The 19347-nt window shown below is 61.9% G+C and carries 12 protein-coding genes; 10 read left to right on the plus strand and 2 right to left on the minus strand.

Annotated elements, in window-relative coordinates; all coding sequences use genetic code 11:
* Nucleotides 1-72 precede the first annotated feature (72 nt).
* The 9 genes from dnaE (at nt 73) to DW661_RS06615 (ending at nt 15463) form a co-directional block, all read left to right on the plus strand.
* Nucleotides 73-3876: a DNA polymerase III subunit alpha gene (dnaE, locus tag DW661_RS06575; protein WP_118935108.1), complete on the plus strand. Its 3804-nt coding sequence runs from the start codon at nt 73-75 to the stop codon at nt 3874-3876.
* Between the two features lie 28 nt (nt 3877-3904).
* The gene (locus DW661_RS06580) at nt 3905-7369 is read left to right on the plus strand and encodes an SNF2-related protein (protein ID WP_118935110.1); all 3465 of its coding nucleotides are present in this window, start codon (nt 3905-3907) and stop codon (nt 7367-7369) included.
* A gap of 101 nt (nt 7370-7470) precedes the next feature.
* Nucleotides 7471-7833: a desulfoferrodoxin family protein gene (locus DW661_RS06585; protein WP_089572163.1), complete on the plus strand. Its 363-nt coding sequence runs from the start codon at nt 7471-7473 to the stop codon at nt 7831-7833.
* A 117-nt stretch (nt 7834-7950) separates the two neighbouring features.
* Nucleotides 7951-9936 (plus strand): hypothetical protein, encoded by a 1986-nt coding sequence (locus tag DW661_RS06590; protein WP_117629581.1) that lies wholly within the window; start codon nt 7951-7953, stop codon nt 9934-9936.
* Nucleotides 9937-10230: 294 nt separating this feature from the next.
* A complete protein-coding gene (gene ruvC, locus DW661_RS06595; protein WP_035137351.1) occupies nt 10231-10752 on the plus strand; it encodes a crossover junction endodeoxyribonuclease RuvC in 522 nt (173 codons plus the stop codon).
* Nucleotides 10752-11372, plus strand: coding sequence for a Holliday junction branch migration protein RuvA (gene ruvA, locus DW661_RS06600; RefSeq protein ID WP_055310211.1), 621 nt, complete (start codon nt 10752-10754; stop codon nt 11370-11372). Before ruvC ends, ruvA begins: the two co-directional genes overlap by 1 nt.
* On the plus strand, nt 11372-12439 hold the full coding sequence (gene ruvB, locus DW661_RS06605) for a Holliday junction branch migration DNA helicase RuvB (RefSeq protein ID WP_117629582.1): 1068 nt from the start codon (nt 11372-11374) through the stop codon (nt 12437-12439). The genes ruvA and ruvB overlap by 1 nt, the downstream gene beginning before the upstream one ends.
* 190 nt (nt 12440-12629) lie before the next feature.
* Nucleotides 12630-14297, plus strand: a complete 1668-nt coding sequence (locus DW661_RS06610; protein WP_117629583.1) for a formate--tetrahydrofolate ligase — start codon at nt 12630-12632, stop codon at nt 14295-14297.
* 176 nt (nt 14298-14473) lie between these two features.
* Nucleotides 14474-15463: a hypothetical protein gene (locus tag DW661_RS06615; RefSeq protein ID WP_089572154.1), complete on the plus strand. Its 990-nt coding sequence runs from the start codon at nt 14474-14476 to the stop codon at nt 15461-15463.
* A gap of 12 nt (nt 15464-15475) precedes the next feature.
* Here the strand turns inward: DW661_RS06615 and DW661_RS06620 are convergent, their stop codons facing one another.
* Complete coding sequence (locus DW661_RS06620) at nt 15476-16657, minus strand: cation diffusion facilitator family transporter (RefSeq protein ID WP_117583976.1); 1182 nt, start codon at nt 16655-16657, stop codon at nt 15476-15478.
* 218 nt (nt 16658-16875) lie between these two features.
* Between DW661_RS06620 and DW661_RS06625 the strand changes: the two genes are divergently transcribed.
* A complete protein-coding gene (locus DW661_RS06625) occupies nt 16876-18213 on the plus strand; it encodes a hypothetical protein (protein ID WP_118935112.1) in 1338 nt (445 codons plus the stop codon).
* 57 nt (nt 18214-18270) lie between these two features.
* Here the strand turns inward: DW661_RS06625 and DW661_RS06630 are convergent, their stop codons facing one another.
* Entirely contained in the window at nt 18271-19320 is a 1050-nt protein-coding gene (locus DW661_RS06630) for a YhcG family protein (protein WP_118935113.1), read from the minus strand.
* Nucleotides 19321-19347: the final 27 nt, after the last annotated feature.

Genomic DNA, 19347 nt, shown 5'->3' on the forward strand with positions numbered 1-19347 from the left:
GGTTCGGGCGCTGTCCGTGCCGTGGGGTAAAATCGTTCAGTCAGAACACGAACCCGCATCGGAGCTCATCACATGGCATTCGTCCATCTGCACAATCACACTGTTTTCTCCATGCTCGACGGCGCAACCCGTATCCAGGATATGGTCAATCGTGCCGTTGAGCTGGGCATGCCCGCCGTGGCCATTACCGACCACGGCTACATGTATGGCGTACCCGACCTGGCGCTGGCCTGCGACGCCGTCAACCACAACACGCCCGAGTACAAAACCTGGAGCCACGACAAGGCCTTCTTGGAAAAGGACCGCCGCGACGAGCTGGTGGAGCCCGATCCCGAGTCCAGCCCGCGCGAGCATGCCCAGTATGTGAAGGACATGGCCATGTGGGACGAGAAGGGCAACATCGACGAGCTCAAGCCGCCTCTGGTCATCAAGCCCATCTTTGGCTGCGAGGTCTACTTTACGCCGGACGAGACGCTTGCCCGCGACCATAAGCCCGAGCTCTACCACATGATCCTTCTGGCCAAGGACCAGGAGGGATACGTCAACCTGATGCAGACGGTCTCCGAGGCCGCCGTGCAGGGCTTTTACTATAAGCCGCGCGTGACGCTCGACAACCTGCGCCGCCACGCCAAGGGCATGATCTGCACGAGCGCCTGCATCGCGGGCATCATCCCCAAATACATCGACCGCGGTGACATGGAGGGCGCCATCAAGTGGGCCGAGACCTTCCGCGATACCTTCGAACCCGGCGACTTTTACATCGAGATCCAGGAACACGGCATCACTACCGACAATGGTCTGACCGACGAGCAGATGGACCGTACGCTCATCGATATCGCCAAGCAGGTGGGCGTCAAGGTCATCGCCACCAACGACTTCCACTACCTGCGCCGCGAGGACGCGCCCGTGCAGGACGTCATCATGTGCATTGGCATGAACGCCAAGGTCGACGACCCTAACCGCATGCGCATGACTGGCTCGGAGTTTTACATGAAGACCGAGGAGGAGATGCGGGCGATGTTCCCGTATTGCCCCGAGGCCTGCGACAACACGCTCGAGATCGCCGACAAGTGCTACGTTGAGCTGGACTGGGACTCCATCATCCTGCCGCGCTTCCCGCTGCTCGATCCCGGCGAGACGCACGAGAGCCAGTTCCGCCGCGAGTGCGAGAAGGGCCTGCGCCAGCACTACGGCGACGACTGGGCCACGCGCGAGATTGGTGGCGTCAACATCAAAGAGCGCTTTGAGTACGAATACAAAGTCATCTGCGACAAGGGCTTTGCCGCCTACTTCTTGATTGTTGCCGAGTACGTGCAATGGGCCAAGGACAACGGCATCGGCGTCGGCCCCGGCCGTGGCTCGGCCGCCGGCGCTATCGTCGCCTACGCCATGAACATCACCGCGTTCGACCCGCTCGAGAACGGTCTGATGTTCGAGAGGTTCCTGTCCCCGCAGCGTACCGAGATGCCCGATATCGATATGGACTTCGACGATGAGCGGCGCCTCGAGGTCGTGGAGCACGTTCGCCAGCTCTACGGCCCCGAGAAGGTCACCCACGTCATCACCTACTCGACCATTAAGGCCAAGCAGGCCATCAACGACGCCGCTCGCGTCCTGGACTACCCGGTCTACATGGGCCAGCGTCTGTCCAAGATGGTCTCGAGCGACCCCAAGGTCAAGCTCAAGCAGGTGCTCGAAAAGCAACCCGGCAAAGAGGACCTGTTTAACCCCGATTTTGCCGAGGCATATAAAAAGGACGACGACGCCCGCCGCATCATCGACACGGCGCTCTCAATCGAGGGCCTCACCCGTGGCGAGGGCGTGCATGCGTGCGCCGTTCTGATCTGCCGCGACCCCGTCAACGAGCACGTGCCCACCAAGCTCGACACCAAGGGCGGCGTCGAGATTACCCAGTACGAGGGCCATACCGTTGCCGACATGGGCTTGCTCAAGATGGACTTCTTGGGCCTGCGCACGCTGACTGTTATCTCCAAGGCCAAGGCAAACATCAAAAAGAACTTCGGCATCGACATCAAAGAGGAAGAGATTCCCTTTGACGATCCCGAGATCTTTAAGCTCATGGGTTCCGGCCACACCGCCGGCGTCTTCCAAGTCGAGTCCGCCGGCATGACGGCCACGATCAAGAACATGAAGCCCACCGAGTACAAGCACGTCGTAGCATTGATCGCCCTGTACCGCCCGGGCCCGCTGGGCGCCGGCATGGTTTCGTCCTACATCAACCGTATGAACGGCAAGGAGCCGGCGGTCTCCTACGACGACCGCCTGGACGACATCCTGGGCGAAACCTACGGCACCATGGTCTACCAGGAGCAGGTTATGCTCATCTCCGTCGAGATGTGCGGCTTCTCCAAGGGCGAATCGGACTCGCGTATCCGTAAGCCCGTGGCTAAGAAGAAAATCAAGCTGCTCACGTCGACGGTGCTCCACTGGGAGGATGGCTCCGACGAGACCACCTACGACCACTGGATGAACGGCGCCATCAAGAACAACTATACGCGCGAGGTCGCCCAGAAGATTTGGGACGATGTTCTCGAGTTCGCGTCCTACGCCTTCAACAAGTCGCACTCCGCCGGCTACGCCATCTTGGTTATGCAGACGGCGTGGCTCAAGGCGCACTATCCGCACGAGTACATGGCGGCCGTTCTGACGTCCTATACGGGCAAGACCGACAAGATCGTGCACTACGTCTCGGCATGCCGTCACGACGGCATCCCCGTGCTGTCGCCAGATGTCAACGAGTCCGGTACCGAGTTCACGGCTACCAAGGAGGGCGTGCGCTTTGGTCTGGCCGGCATCCGCGGCGTGGGCACCGGCGTGGCGCAGGCGATTATCGCCGAGCGCGAGGCGGGCGGCCCGTTTAAGACGCTGCACGACTTTGTCGAGCGCGTGGACTCGAGCCAGGCCAACCGCCGCGTGATCGAATCGCTCATCAAGGCAGGCGCCTTCGACTCCACGGGGTATCCGCGTCGCCAGATGATGCACTTTGTGGATAAGAACAACCCCGAGAACATCATCGATGCCGCGGTGAAGCGCCAGAAGGATCGCGCGAGCGGTCAGACGTCGTTCTTTGATATGTTTGGCGACGTTGAGGGCTCGGGCTTTGAGGTGAGCGTGCCCGATCCGGATGGTCAGGAGTGGGACCGCCACCTTAAGCTGAGCCAGGAGAAGGAGGTTCTGGGCATCTATGTCTCGGACCACCCGCTGCGCCCGTTTGAGTATGCACTAGCCAAGGCGCGCGACTTCTCGTTCTCGCAGATCGATACCGGCTACGAAGTCCAGAATCCTACGGGCGGCACCATCAACCAGGAGATTCCCGAGGGCAAGGCGCTGTGGTGGGCCGGCATGGTCTCGAGCGTGTCCAAACGCGTGACCAAAAACGGTGACCCCATGGGCATCGTGCAGCTCGAGGACATGGAAGGCGAGGCCACCGTCGTCGTGTTCCCCAAGACCTATAAAGAGGCCGAGGGGTACCTGTACGGCGAGGTCGATCCCGAGACCGGCGCGCAGCTGTCCGATGCCTTTGTGCGCATTAAGGGCAAACTCGAGCGCTCGGACCGCGGCGACCAGATCATCGCGCAGGAGATCGTGCCGCTCGAGCTCAACGAGGAGAACAACAAGCCCAAGGTGTTTGAGGTCATGGTGCCCAACAGCCGCTTTAGCCAGGGCAATATGGCGCGCCTGGCCACGGTGCTCACCGCTAACCCGGGCGGCGACCGCGTGGAGATCTTTATCGAGCAGGTGGACGGGCGCGTGCTGCGTGCCGAGGTACCTGCCAAGGTCAACGCGCGTTCGATTCCGCTGCTGGCCGAGGCCAAGGCCATTGTGGGTAACCAGGGCCGCGTGACGGTGATCTAAGCTACCCCGGGTGAGATTGGAGGAAGTGATGGCGCAGGGGACGTTTGTGCAGGCGCTTCGCAAAGAGGCGGCGTTGAGCGGCACCTTTATGAAGGGGCGTTCGCTCATGCTCAACGGCGCCGTGCTGTCGATCGAGGACAGCGGCTCGCGCTTCTCCAAAAACGTGACGGTTGAGGGCTCGGTGCGCGGCTCGCGCGGCGACCTGTACAAGACGCACGTGGCGCTCGACATGGACGAGCACGAGGTGATCGACTACGACTGCGATTGTCCCGCCGCCTATCGTTACCCCGGTATGTGTAAGCACGCTATTGCCACGGCGCTGGCGTATTTGGATGCCAGCGGCGCCGAGCCCGTCGAAGGTTTGCGCACGCCGGTTCGCACGTTTACGGCGCAGCCGAAACAGCCCGCGCGCGCCGCGTCCGCCGCGCCGGCCGTCAACCCCAACTTTCCCTTCCCGGCGCCCGTCCCCACGAGCCCGAGCCTTGTGGCGGCGCTTTCCGATCTTTCGGACGCGCGCATGGATGAGCTGGCGAGCATGCGCCGCAAGCTTGCCGGTGCCGTTGATCCCGACGCCCCCAAAGCGGCGTTGGAGCCCTCGTTGGTGCCGTACTACAATCCGCTGTTCGCTGACCGCTTTAGCTGGGCGCTCGAGTTCCGCATTCGCTGTGGATCGGTCTCCTACGTGGTCAAGGACATCGACGGCATGGCCGATGCCTACGTGCGCGGCGGCACGTTCTCCTATGGCAAGAAGCTCACGTTTGCCCATTCACCTGAGGCCTTTGACGAAACATCGGCAAAGCTGCTCAACCTTGTTGCGACGACAGTTGCCTATCTCGATGACATCACAAGCTCGCGTTCGGCGTCGTACGACTTTGTCCGCAGCGGTTTTGTTGCCGAGCGTCAGTTGCCGCTGTCCGAGCATAGCATCGTATATGTGCTGGACCTGCTGCGCGGCCAGACCATCTCCTTTGAGCCCGCCTGGTCGCGGGGGATGACGACGCATCGCACCTACGACGTGGCGGTTGAGCTGTCTCCGCAAGGGGAGGACGGGGCATCCGCTAAGCGTCCACCGCTGCTTGCCGCCAAAATCGCGCCGGCGGCTGGTGGTAGCTATGACCTGCGCCTGCCCGCCGATATGTACTGCTTTGCGTCGGGCGATGCCGCCTACTTGGTTGACACGCGCCGCGCGCGCCGTACCGACGCTGCATTTGCTCAGCATGCCGCACCTTTTTTGTCGCGCTTGCTGCCGTGCCGCACGCCCGCCCATATCGCCGCCGAGCAGGTGGGGGAGTTCTGCCGTATGGCGCTGCCCATTTTGCGCGACTATACCGACCTTACCGCGCCCGCTGCGCTCGATACCGTGGCGCCCGAGCCGAGCTTTGCCATGGCAATCGGCGTCGACGATGGGCTCGTGACCTGCAAGATTACGGTTACCTACGGTGACTGGTCGGCGGATCTCTTTGGCCTGGGCGCTCCGGGCAGCCCCTTCGAAGAGCAGCGCCCCGGTGTGCCACCCCGCGACGAGGTGGCGGAGTTTCGCGTTATGGATACGGCGGCCCTGTACTTCGATTTCTACGAGGGCGGTCTGGCGTTTGAGGAGCGCGATGACGCCCGCTTGTTCTGCCTGCTGACCGAGGGCCTGTCCGCCCTGTCCGAGCTGGGTGAGGTCATGCTTAGCGACCGTCTGCGCCAGATCTCGGTCCGCCCCGCGCCCAAGCTCTCGGTTCGTGCGACCGTTAAGAGCAATCTGCTCGATGTCGAGCTGGGCGCGAGCGGGCTTTCGGCCGCGGACCTTGCCGTCTATCTCGATTCGTACAAGCGCCATCAAACGTTTGCGCGCCTTACGTCCGGCGACATCATTCGCCTGGACGAGGGGGCGCGCGCCGCGTTTGGCCTTGCCGAGGACCTGGGTGTCGATGCCGTCGACCTGCTCGACGGCGTGTCGCTTCCCGCGTCGAGTACCCTGTTCGTCGACAGCATGCTCGCACGCACGCCGGCGCTCGAGGCCGATCGCGACGCTGCGTTCCGCCGTACCGTCGAGCGCCTGGATACGCTCGGCAAGATGGACTTTACGGTGCCGGCATCGCTCAAGGCAACGATGCGCGGCTACCAGGTCGACGGATACCAGTGGCTCGGCTCGCTCGAACACCTGGGCCTTGGCGGCATCTTGGCCGACGACATGGGCCTGGGCAAAACGCTCCAGATGATTGCGCATATTCTGGCGCGCGTGGAGGCGGGGGACACCAAGCCCACGCTCGTGGTATGCCCGGCCTCACTCGTGTACAACTGGACTGCCGAGCTGGAGCGCTTTGCCCCGTCGCTCGATGTGTGCGCCATTGTGGGCGCCAAGGCTCAACGCCGCGTGCAGATCGCCGGCGTGGCCGAGCATAGCGTGGTCGTAACGTCGTATGACCTTATGCGGCGCGATATCGATGAGTACGTCGAGCAGGATTTTGCCCGCGTGGTGCTCGATGAGGCACAGTACATTAAAAATCCGCTCACGCAGGTGGCGCGCGCTGCCAAGCGCCTGCCTGCCGGCGTGCGCTTTGCCCTGACGGGCACGCCCATCGAAAACCGCCTGTCCGAGCTCTGGAGCATCTTCGACTTTTTGATGCCGGGCCTTTTGGGGACGCGCGAGTCGTTTGCCAAGCGCTTTGAGAGCCCCGTCGAGCATGCCGAGGGCGATAGCGCCGCTCGCCTGCAGGCGCTCGTGTCGCCGTTTGTGCTGCGCCGTGTTAAGGAAGACGTGGTGGCCGACCTGCCCGAGAAGATCGAGGACACCGTCATGGCACAGCTTACCGGCGAGCAACGCAAGCTCTACCTGGCCAACCAGGACCGCATCGCCCAGCAGGTGCAGCACCGCGAGGCTGGGGAGTTTAAGAAGGACAAGCTCAAGGTGCTCGCCGAGCTCACCAAGCTGCGCCAGATCTGCTGCGACCCACGTCTACACTACGAGGATTACAAGGCGGGGAGCGCAAAGCTCGATACGTGTATGGAGCTCGTGCACGGCGCACTCGACGGCGGGCATCGCATCCTGTTGTTCAGCCAGTTTACGGGTATGCTCGATATCATCGGTAAGCGCTTGGCCAAGGAGGACATCGCCTTCCTTAAGCTCACGGGCGCTTCGTCTAAGGAGAGCCGCGCCAAGATGGTCGCGCAGTTCCAAGCGGGCGAGGTCCCGGTCTTTTTGATTTCGCTCAAGGCGGGCGGCGTGGGCCTTAACCTGACGGCGGCCGACGTGGTCATCCACTACGACCCGTGGTGGAACGTGGCGGCGCAGGACCAAGCGACCGACCGCGCGCATCGTATTGGCCAGCAACATACCGTGACCGTGTACAAGCTCATCGCCAAGGACACGATCGAGGAGCGCATCATGCAGATGCAGGAGTCCAAGCGCGACCTGGTCAACAGCGTGCTCGGCGGCGACGGCATCTCCTCGGCGCTGTTTACCCGCGAGGATGTTCTGGCGCTGCTGGGCGGCGACGGGCGCTAGCCTCGCTCATTATGTGTTCATTTGCGATGCCGTGGATGGTTCGCGCGCCTTTGGGCATAAGAAGCATCGAGAACATCGGCACATCAGCAAAGGAGAACATCATGGCGAAATTTTTTAAGGACCCCGACGGTAAGCTCATTGCCGCCCTTGGCAACGACGTTGCAACCCCTGCCGGCTGCACGGAGCTGACCGCGAACACCGAGGATGCGGCGCACGAGAAACACGTGCCGGTCGTCGAGACCGAGCGCGACGGTCACGTGATCCGCGCACGCGTTGGCTCGGTCGAGCATCCCAGCCTGCCCGAGCACTATATTGAGTGGATCGCCCTTGAGGCCGAGGGCCGTCTGGAGGTCCATTACCTTGAGCCCGGCATGAAGCCCGCGACGTTTTTTGCCGGCGGTTCCAAGACCGGTACCGTCTATGCCTACTGCAACCTGCACGGGCTGTGGTCCGCGACGTTCTAGGAGCGCGCCCCCGCTCGGGGTATCATAGCTAGCATATGCACATGCGAGCGCCGACTGCATTATGCGGCCGGCGCTTTTACTGCGACAACGATGGTTTACGACGGAAAGGGCTGAGCCATGAAGTTCGCGCTTGCACAGATCGATATGCGCCTGGGTGATATTGAGGGCATTTGCGGCCGCATCGAGGACCAGGCTCGTCTGGCCCACGGGCGCGGGGCGCGCGTGCTGTGCGTTCCGGCTCCGCTCTTTATGGGCGCCATGCCCGGGGGCCTGGTGGGCGCTGCCGACTTTGAGCACGACATGCTTGCCGGCTTGACTGGTGTCGCCGAGCGCATCCAGGAGCTTGACATGATCTGCATCGTGCCCGCGGCGGTTTCGTTTGAGGGTCAGCCGCTGCTCGACTACATGATGCTCAAGGACGGTCATGTGGTGCCGGCGCGTTCGAGCATTGCCCTGCAGCGCGGCGAGAACAATGATACGCGCTGGGCGCCGCCGGTGTTTGACGTGGACGGCGTGCGCATCGCCGTGGTGTTTGACCTGGACCGCGAACTCGAGATGCTGCCGACTGGCGTCGACCTCATTGCGTATTTCCAATTCAACGCGTTTGACATGACCGACCGCGAGACTGCTGCCATTGCCGCCGTACGCAGCGGCGCCTACCGCAAGATCGCATCCAAGCGCAGCGTGTGGTTTGCCTGCATGGCGCCGGTCGGTGCCTATGACGAGTCGGTGTATACCGGCGGTTCGTTTGTGCTCGACGACTGCGGCCGCGTGGTGGCCCAGGCGCCGTGTTTTGAGGAGAGCCTGCTGGTTCAGGAGATTCAGCGCGGCGTGATGCTCGATGCCCTGGAAGATCACGAACTGCCCGAGTTTCGTTCCGAGGAGTGGCTGTGGCAGGCGCTGGTGCTCGCTGTGCGCGACAACGCCCGAGCCCACGGTGCGTCGCGTGCTGTGGTGGCACTCGAGGGTGACTTGCCGTCGTCCCTGCTGGCGGCGCTGGCCGTCGACGCTCTGGGCCCGCGTAATGTGATTGGCCTGGTGCTGGGGCGCAACCGTATTTTTACGCCGGCGCAGGAGGAGGTGGAGGCCGCCCGCTGTGCCGCCGTCCGCGCCATCGCCGAGCGTCTGCACATTCGCACCGTCGAGCGCGATGCACCGGATGCGGCGCGTGTGCTCGATCGCGACGTGTCGGCGGGCGATGCCGAGCGTCTGCGCTCGCGCACGTTGGGCCTCATGCTGGAGGACACGGCGCTCGAGCTGGGTGCGATGGCGCTGAGCCCGCTGTCCAAAACCGAGTACGCGCTGGCGGCGCCCGCCCTTTCCGGCGGCTACCAGGGCGACTTTGCGCCCTTTGGCGATGTGTATCTGTCGACGCTTGAGTTTGTGGCACGTGTGCGCAACCGCACGTCTGCCGTGGTGCCCCAAGAGCTCGTGACGCTCAACGCGGTGGAGGATTGCATGGAACGCGTGCTGGCGCAAGCGCTCTCGACGCTCGACGGTCCGGTCGACATGCTCGACCGCGCGGCGCAGCTGCTCGGTGGGCTCGAACCGGGTGAGGTCGATGGTGCGCTCGAGGCGCACGTGGACCGCAATCGATCTTTCGACGACATCCCGATGGCCGCTGGCAAGCCTGAGGCCTGCTCGCTGCTGCTGATGCTCGTTCGACAGGGTGAGGCTGCCCGCCGCATATTGCCGACGGCACCGATCGTCTCGTCCCGCTCGTTTGCCGAGCGCTCTTGGCCGTACATGCTCGCCTGGTCCGACCTGGGGCTTAATGGCAAGGAGCGTATGTCGGTCGATTCGCTGGCGCGCGCCGAGGTGCGCCGTTTTGCTGACGAGGATACGAGTGAGCGCATGCGAAACGAGATGATGGGCGTGCTGGGCGAGCTACTGGGTATTTCGCCCGAGCAGATGGAGGAGCTGCGCTCCGAGGACGGTCAGCGTCGTTTGCACGAGGGAATGAAGAAGTTCGAGGGCGAGGTTCAGGACGCCATCGATAAGATGATGGGCGGTCAGGGCGGCTCGCAAGGTGGTCCCCAGGGTGGTCCGATGCCGCATCCGCCGGTGGATCCCCGACAGTTCCCATTCTTCTCGCAGAACTAAACTGGGGACGGGGCCAAGGTTACGCGGTTTTGCCAAACCGCGTAACGAGTCGACGCTGCGCGAGCCCCTGTCGGGCAATCTGCCGCTCAAACCGTCGCTTGCGTACAGAAGTACGCGGCGCTCCTCTTTCGCGACACCTTGCCACGGCAGGGACTCGCTCGCTGACTTATGCTCAACCTATGGTTCAACCTTGCTTGTTAGATACGGTCGCTGTTGTGTTATTCTAGAACAGACGTTCGTGAATAGTGCGCGAGGCCTTGTCTTGCGCCGTACTTGTGGCGAGGGGAGGTTGGCTTGGTCATTTTGGGTATCGACCCCGGTTTGGCCCATACGGGTTGGGGGATTATCGAGGAGCGGCGTGGCGAGGTTCGCTGCCGTGCCTACGGTTGTATCGAGACCAGCGCGGGTAGTCCGCTCGCGGTGCGCCTGTCGCATATCGCCCGCGACCTCAAGGGTGTCGTGGAGCGTTATCGACCCGATACCGCTGCCATCGAGAGCATCTACTTTGGCGCTAATGTCCGCTCGGCAATCCCCACGGCACATGCCCGCGGTGCCGCGCTCGTGGCGCTTTCGGAGTGCGCGCTCGAGATCGGCGAGTACACGCCTATGCAGATCAAGCAGGCTGTGGTGGGTACCGGTGCCGCAGATAAGCGGCAGGTCGCCTACATGGTGCGCACGCTCACGCAGCTCGATCACGACCCGCATCCCGACCATGCCGCCGATGCCCTGGCCTGCGCCATCTGCCACGTTAACCTCAGCCGTACCCGGGCGCTTACCGGCGGCGAGTTCTATCAACAGAGAGGAACCGGATACTGATGATCTCCCAGCTCCACGGAACGCTTGTCGAGGCCACGATGAGCTCTGCTGTCGTCGATGTGTCGGGCGTTGGCTTTGAGCTCGGCATCTCGGGCAGCACTGCGGCCACGTTGCCGACGCCCGGCGGCGAGGTCCGCCTCTACACGCGTATGCAGGTGCGCGAGGACGCCATGACACTTTTCGGTTTTTCCTCTAAGGATGAGCGCACGATGTTCGATCGGCTCGTGTCTGTCTCGGGCGTTGGCCCGCGCTTGGCGCTCGCCGTGCTTTCCACCTATACCGTGGGGCAATTGTATTCGCTGGTGATGGCCGAGGACGACAAGGGCATGGCCAAGGTGCCCGGTGTGGGCAAAAAGACAGCTCAGCGTCTGATCCTGGAGCTCAAGAGCACCTTTGCCAAGGACAAGGGCTTTGTGCCGGTCGACGTGATTCCCGGCCAGGTTGCGATGCCCGTGCCCGCTGCCGCTCCCTCGGCCATCGATGACGCCCGTGCGGCGCTCCTTTCCATGGGCTTTAGCCCGCAGGAGACCGATGTTGCCCTGAGCGGGTATGATGGGCAGAACATGCGTGTCGAGGATCTGCTCGGCGCGGCGCTTAAGCGACTCGGAATGGATGCGTGATGTGGGAAGCCGATGACTCTCAGGACCTGTGGGCGACGCCCGGCAACTCGCCGGCGGCATCCATGGCGCACGGCGAGCGCATGGTGGGCTCGGAGCTGACGGCCGAGGACCTCGATGTCGACCGCACTTTGCGCCCCCAGCGCCTGGACGACTACTGTGGCCAGGAGCACATCAAGCAGAGCCTGCGCGTGTTGATCGAAGCGGCGCAGAGCCGTGGCGAGACGCTCGACCACGTGATCTTCTCGGGTCCTCCGGGCCTGGGCAAGACCACGCTGGCCACCGTTATCGCCAACGAGCTGGGCGCTCAGATCAAGACCACGAGTGGCCCTGCCATCGCGCGCACCGGTGACCTGGCGGCTATCCTTACCAACCTGCAGCCGGGTGATGTGCTGTTTATTGACGAGATCCACCGCCTCAACCGTTCGGTCGAGGAGGTCCTGTACCCCGCGATGGAGGACTTTGCCCTCGATATCGTGATTGGCAAGGGTCCGGCGGCGCGCTCGATTCGCCTGGATATCCCCAAGTTTACGCTGGTAGCGGCAACGACCCGCTCAGGCATGTTGACCGGCCCGTTGCGCGACCGCTTTGGCATTTCATATCGCCTGGATTACTACACGGTCGAAGAACTCGCGCAGATTGTGACGCGCTCGGCGTCCATCCTGGGCGTGACGATCGACCACCCCAGTGCGCTCGAGATCGGCTCGCGTTCGCGCGGCACGCCACGTCTTGCCAACCGCCTGCTCAAGCGCGTGCGCGATTACGCACAGGTGCGCGGCAACGGCCCTATCGAGCTCGATATCTGCCGCCAGGCGCTCGAGTTCTTCGAGATCGATGAGCTTGGTCTGGACTGGATGGATATTCGCATTTTGGAGACACTCGCTAAGACGTTCTCCGGACGTGCCGTGGGCCTGACAACGCTTGCCAGCGCGGTGGGCGAGGACCCGGGAACGCTCGAGGATGTCTATGAGCCCTATCTGCTGCAGTGCGGCTTGATGATTCGCACGCCCCAGGGCCGCCAGGCAACGCTTCGCACCTTTGAGCACTTGGGGATTGAACCTACCATTTAGGGCGCTTTGTTTTGGCGGGCTGTTAAGCTATCGCCCTACCATTTAGGGCGCTTTGTTTTGGCGGGCTGTTAAGCTATCGCTGAGCATTGGATAAACATATCGCCATTCATCGGTTACGGGTGTTTTACTATTGCGCGCCCGTGCTATGCTGAATTGGTCTTTTTCTCATTCGGTAACGAAAGGACCGCTCATGCCTACTGACATCGAAATCGCACGTTCTGTCACGCCACTGCCTATTACCGAGGTGGCCAAGAACGCCGGCGTCGACGTTAAGCACCTTATTCCGTACGGCTTCGACAAGGCTAAGGTCGACTATTCACTGCTCAACGAGCCGACTGATCACCAGGCCAAGCTCGTCCTCGTGACCGCTATCAACCCAACGCCTGCGGGCGAGGGCAAGACCACCACGACCATCGGTCTGGCCGATGGCCTGCGTCGCCGCGGCGTCAAGAGCGCCGTGGCCCTGCGCGAGCCTTCGCTCGGCCCCGTCTTTGGCGTTAAGGGCGGTGCTGCCGGTGGCGGCTGGGCTCAGGTGATCCCCATGGAGGATATCAACCTGCACTTTACCGGCGACTTTCATGCTATCGGTGCTGCCAACAACCTGCTGGCCGCCATGCTTGATAACCACATCCAGCAGGGCAATCAGCTCGGTATTGACGTTAAGCGCATTACTTGGAAGCGCGTCGTCGATATGAACGACCGTCAGCTGCGCCACGTTATCGACGGCATTGGCGGTAAGGCCCAGGGCGTGCCGCGCGAGGACGGCTTCGATATCACCGTCGCCTCCGAGGTCATGGCAATCCTGTGCCTGTCTACGAGCATCAGCGACCTCAAGGAACGCTTGGGTGAGATCGTCGTCGGCTACAGCTTTGCCGGCGAGCCCGTCCGTGCCCGCGACCTTAAGGCCCAGGGTGCCATGGCCGCGTTGCTTAAGGACGCGCTCAAGCCCAACCTGGTGCAAACGCTCGAGGGCACGCCCGCGTTTGTCCACGGCGGTCCCTTCGCCAACATTGCCCACGGCTGCAACTCCATCATGGCTACGCGTATGGCGATGCGCTTTGGCGATGTCGCCATTACCGAGGCCGGCTTCGGTGCCGATCTGGGTGCCGAGAAGTTCCTCGACATTAAGTGCCGCATGACGGGCGTTCGCCCCAGCGCCGTCGTGGTCGTCGCGACCGCTCGTGCGCTGAAGTACAACGGTGGCGTTGCCAAGGCCGACCTCAACGACGAGAACCTCGATGCCCTCAAGGCCGGCATGCCTAACCTGCTGCGCCATGTTGACAATATCCAGAACGTCTATGGTCTTCCCTGCGTGGTCGCCATCAACCGCTTCCCGACGGACACCGAGGCCGAGCTTGCGCTCATCGAGTCCGAGTGCCAGCAGCTCGGCGTCAACGTTAAGCTTTCCGAGGTCTGGGCCAAGGGCGGCGAGGGCGCGCTCGACCTGGCCGATGAGGTCATGCGCCTGATTGAGCAGCCGAGCGAGCTCAAGTTTGCCTACGAGGACGGCGCCGATGTGGCCGATGCCCTCGAGGCCGTCGCCACCAAGGTTTACCGCGCCGATGGTGTCGACTTTACGCCGGCTGCCAAGCGTCAGCTCGCCGAGCTGCGCGAGAACGGCTTTGGCAACCTGCCGGTGTGCGTCGCCAAGACGCAGTACAGCTTTAGCGACAACGCCAAGGCGCTGGGCGCTCCCGAGGGCTTCCGCATCACCGTGCGCGAGCTCAAGGTTTCCGCCGGTGCCCACTTTGTGGTTGCGTTGACTGGCAGCGTTCTGACCATGCCGGGTCTGCCCAAGGTTCCCGCGGCCGAAAACATCGACGTCGACAACGACGGCAACATTACCGGCCTGTTCTAAGCCTGCTGCCCATAGCTGCTTGTCCGCCCCGCCGTGCCCACAAGGCCCGGCGGGGCTTTTGTTTTCTAGCCGCGCTTGTCTTGTAGATATGGACGGGCTCTGTCCGTCACGGGCTTTTGCGCGGGTAGAATGCATGGATAACTTGATGCTTACGGGCGACGGAAAGGAATCGTTGCATGGATCAGGACAAGACAACCGTGATGGGCGGCTACGGTTCCGCGCAGGCTGGCGATAGCGCCGATGCGACCCGCGTTGTTCCCAACCCCGGTTATACCGACCCCGCCGCGACGCAGCCTTCTGCCGAGCCAACCCGGGTTATGGGCTATGGCGACACAGCGCGGGATTCTTATGCCGTATCTTCGCAAGGCCCCTATGGCAACGCAGCTCCGGACCCGTTTGATTACGCGCCGCAGGATTCTTATGCCGCCTCGACGCCGAATCCCTATGATGACCTGCCGCAAAATCCCATTCCGCAGCCTCAGCAGACGACGTATATGCCTCGCACGGCGCAGTCTCGCTACGAGTCGCGCGAGCCGTATCGCGAGTACCCCAAGTCGATTCCGCAATATGGCGAGGACGAGGAGAAGAAGCCGTCGCGTTCGTCGAGCGTGATCAAGAAGATCCTCATCGTGCTGGCGATCTTCTTTGCGCTGTCGGTTGTGTTTGCCATTGTGTCGGGCATGCTCAACAAGCGAGGGAGTTCAACGGCTGATACCGCTGCCGAGCAAACCGAGTCCGCCTCGTCTAGCACCGTCGATCTGAGCGATATCCCGGGGCAGTACTGGTCCAACGCCAAGAAACTTCTCAAGTCGCGCGGCGCCAATCTTTCGAATGCCGTGGTCCTGACTGATGATGGCTCAACGCCCGTCATCGATGCCAACTGGGTCGTTACTTCTGCTTACTATAACGACAGCGGCAACCTCGAAATTCAACTCACGCACAAGAATAGCTCGGGCAACTCGCCCGACGGCCAAAGCGGTACCGACAGCTCGAGTTCCAATACGCTGGAGGACTTGAGCAACAAGGCACAGGAGTTGGGAGACAAGGCGCAAGAGCTGGGCGATACGGCACAAAACCTGGGCGACACCGCGCAGAACTTGGGCGACATGGCGACGGGTGCCTGGAATGCACTGCAAAACGGCATCTCGGGCGCGCAGGGAAACTAGCTGTTAAGCGGGCTACAGCTGCTCGGCCGGACGGTCGGGCGAGCTAAAGCCCGAGTCAAACGTAACGACGCATGAGGCATTGGGTCGGCGCTCGTGCACGATGCGCGTGACGAGCTCCAACAGCTCCTCGTCGGATATGTCAAAGTCGTCGGGACGCACCAGGTCAAACGAAACGAACCCGTCGTGCTCGTGCAGGTCGTGGATGGAAAGCGCGGGGTCGATCTGCGCTACGCCGCGCTTGACCCAGCCGCGCAGGTCATCACCGGTTGTTGCGATGGGGTCGCAGTGCAGCGTAATGCCAATGCCCATCTGGCGTTTGATATCGTGCTCGATGGTGTCCAGAATCTCGTGGTGCTCAAAGGCATCACCCTCGCCGGGCATTTCCACGTGTGCGCTGGCAAACTGACGGCCGGGGCCGTAGTCGTGTACCATGAGGTCGTGCGTGCCCAGGACCTGGGGGTACGACATGATCCTGTCGCGGATTTCCTGGACGAGCTTGGGGTCGGGCGCTTGCCCCAGCAGCGGGCTGATGGCGTCGCGCACCAGGCCCATGCCGCTGATGCAAATGAAGACGCCCACGCCCAGGCCCGCCCAGCCGTCGAGGTCAAAGCCGGTCGTTTGCGAAATAAGCGCCGCTGCTAAGACCGAGCCCGAGGTGATGACATCGTTTTTGGAGTCCTGCGCCGTGGCGATGAGCGTCTCCGAGTCGATGCGGTCGCCCAGCGTGCGGTTAAACGCGGCCATCCAGAGCTTAACGAGCATGGACGCAGCCAGTGCCGCAAGGGAAACGAGCGTGTAGGCGGTGGGGGAGGGCTTGATGATCTTGGTAACGGACTCGAGCACCAGGTTGATGCCAACGGCACAAACGAGGACGGCGACAAACAGGCCGGCGAGGTATTCGTAGCGGCCGTGGCCATAGGGGTGGCCTTCGTCTGCCGGGCGGCTGGCAAGGCGGAATCCGAGCAGGCTCACGATGTTGCTCGAGGCGTCGGAGAGGTTGTTGAAGGCGTCGGCGATGAGCGAGACGGAGCCGGCGAGCAGGCCCGCGATGCCCTTGGCTAGGCACAGGGCAATGTTGAGGCCAATGCAGATAAGGCTTGCGGCAAAGCCCGCGTTGGTGCGACAAGTTGTATCGACCGGCTCGTCCTCACTGCCGGGAACAAGCGTATGTACCAGCCGATTTACAAATAGCATGGCAATCGTCCTCACAATCATGGTTAAGGGGATAGTGTAGCTCGCATGGGCGCACCGTGCGCCGATGCTCAGAAAATGCAGCAATGGTCTGCTGGTGCTAACGAGTGGGGCTTCTTGTCCGACCGGGTGCTCCATTTTGGGCCACATGGGTATGGGCATGTGCCTGCCCGCCCGACATACTTAATGTCGACAGCCCCTGCGCAAAGGAGGACGTATCCATGGACGAGATGTTTGCCATTAAATGCCAAAACTGCGGCGGCCCTATGTACTCACACCAGGCTAAACGCAGCTTTGAGTGCGCCTATTGCGGCACGGTCGTTCCGTGGCAGGCCGATGCGGGGGAGCCCAAGAGCGCCCTGGGCATTCGCCATACGCCACTGACGGTTGTCGATGGACTGCTTAAGCTCACCTATGTGTCGCAGCTCGAGCGCCCGGAGGACCCGGACTGGTATTTCTTCAATTCGTACTGGCGCAACCAGTCGGTTCTGGAGCATCTGCTGTGGGAGGACCGCGGCACGGCTCAAGAGTTCCAAGAGGCAGCGCACGTGAGCATTCCCTGCCCCTTCTGCGGTGCGTCCTTTGAGGGGTCATCGACCCAGCGCGTGTTTGAGTGCCCGTCCTGCGGTAATACGATCGGCGTTGCCGACCTGCTCAAACCCGGTACCTTTAGCAAGCGCCTGACTATGGGCGTTGGTGCGGAGTATGTACCTGAGCAGGGTATTCCCTGCGAAATCTCGCCGCAGCAGGCACGTGCCAACGCGCTGCAGCTGGTGCGCCAGTACCCCGACGCCTTTGCCGGGCACGACGTGGAAGACGCGATTCAAAATGACATGATGCTCTTCTACTTCCCCATGGCGCTCGCGGATCTACGCATGATGGCGTCCTTCCCGGGCAAGGGGCTGAGCAAGGAGACCCTGGTGTACTACGAGGTGCTCGACTGGGCGTATTCCAGGGCAAACTACCTGGACGTTCGCCTTATGGGGATTTTGGAGCCGTGGGACTTTGCCAAGGTTGGGCCGTTTGACCCGGCCATGCAGGAAGGTGACTTCCGCGTTGTCTCCGTCGATGCATCTACCAAGGACCAGGTGGTCATTGATAAGCTGGCGCTCGACATTGCCGGCAACGATGCCGAGGCGGTGCTGGGGCTCAATAAAAAGAGCATCCGCGCCCGGGCGCGCAAGGCCCGCAAGCACAAGGATGGTTTGCTGATGGTGCCGGTCTACTTTGTCGATCGTCCGGCGACAGACAGCCGCGATGGCGAGCAGGTGCGCATTGCCGTAAACGGCCAGACGGGCCGCGCGGCCGCGGTGGTGTTTAGCGACAAGCGCGAGACGCATGTGGTGGCGCCACTCAACCCGAGCCTGCATCTGTCCGGTGAAAGCACTGTGCATGCCACGCCCATCGAGGTCAAATACGTTAAATCACCCTTCCTATATCAGATCGTGCGCCGTGGAGGCGGCGAGCAACCGCGCCAGGTTACAGCCGCCGTCGAGGGTTCCTACCGAGAAGAGAAGCCCAAACGCAAGGGCTTGCTCGCTGCGATCTTTGGGAAGTAGGGAAGCGCAGCGCGGGACGGCTCACAGGCGTGCGGGCGTTTCGGTCGCAACGTGCTGCTACCCTTGCGTTTCGCCATTGGTCGCTTCGTTGATGGCGCGGTACTCGGCACTCAGCTCGCGCGCCAGCTCTTCCTTGCTTGGAAGATACGGCAGGTATTTGGCGGCAAACACTTGGTCGTTGTCTTCGGGCAGCGTGTACTCGACGATCGAATCGCTTTTGTCCGCGCAGAGCACGATGCCTATGGGCGGATTGTCGCCTTCGTTCATGAGCTCGCGCGTGTAGTAGTTCACATACATTTGCATCTGGCCCAGGTCCTGATGCGTAAGATCGTCCGTCTTAAGGTCGATGAGCACGAAGCAGCGCATCAGATAGTTGTAAAAAACAAGGTCAATATAGAAATGGCGTCCATCAAAGGTGATGCGCTTTTGGCGCGCCTCGAAAGCGAAGCCACGGCCAAGCTCCAGCAGGAACTTCTGAAGATGCGTGATGAGCGCCTGCTCTAGATCGCTCTCGCGAAACGCAGTATCGTCCGAGAAACCTAAAAACTCCAGCACATATGGGTCGCGGATGATATCCTCGGGGCGATGAGCCGGGGTGCTCTTTTGGATTTCCTGGGTGACGACCTCCTTGTCCTTGCTGGCAAGTAGGCGCTCTCGGAACATGGTGTTGATCTGGCGTTCGAGCTGACGCGTGCTCCAGCGAGAATCGGCGCATTCGTTCATGTACCATGTTCGAGTTTCGGGGTCAGGAATGCGTATTAACCTGCGGTAATGTGTCCAGCTCAATTCGGGACGCAGTGAGTCCCGAATTGGAAATGCAAGATGGAACTGACGCATTTTACGCAGCTCTCTTGCTTCAAAACCTTTACCAAAATCTTTGGTAAGTTTGATTGCGAGGGCCTTGAGCAGTGCCTCTCCATACTTGGCGCGCTCCTCTCCGCCCTGCTCATCAACAATGCTCTTGCCGATCTCCCAATACGCCTCAACCATCGCAAAGTTAACGGCGGTATAAGCCTTGTCGCGAGCGGCGTTGAGAATCGAGGAAACCTGCTTGTAAAAACCTTCGGGCACGATTGCCGATTCTCCACGGTTTACCAGTTCGCCCATCACTGTCGCCCCACTTTCCTCTTGTGG

The organism is Collinsella sp. AM24-1 (assembly GCF_003470325.1).
GTDB lineage: Bacteria > Actinomycetota > Coriobacteriia > Coriobacteriales > Coriobacteriaceae > Collinsella.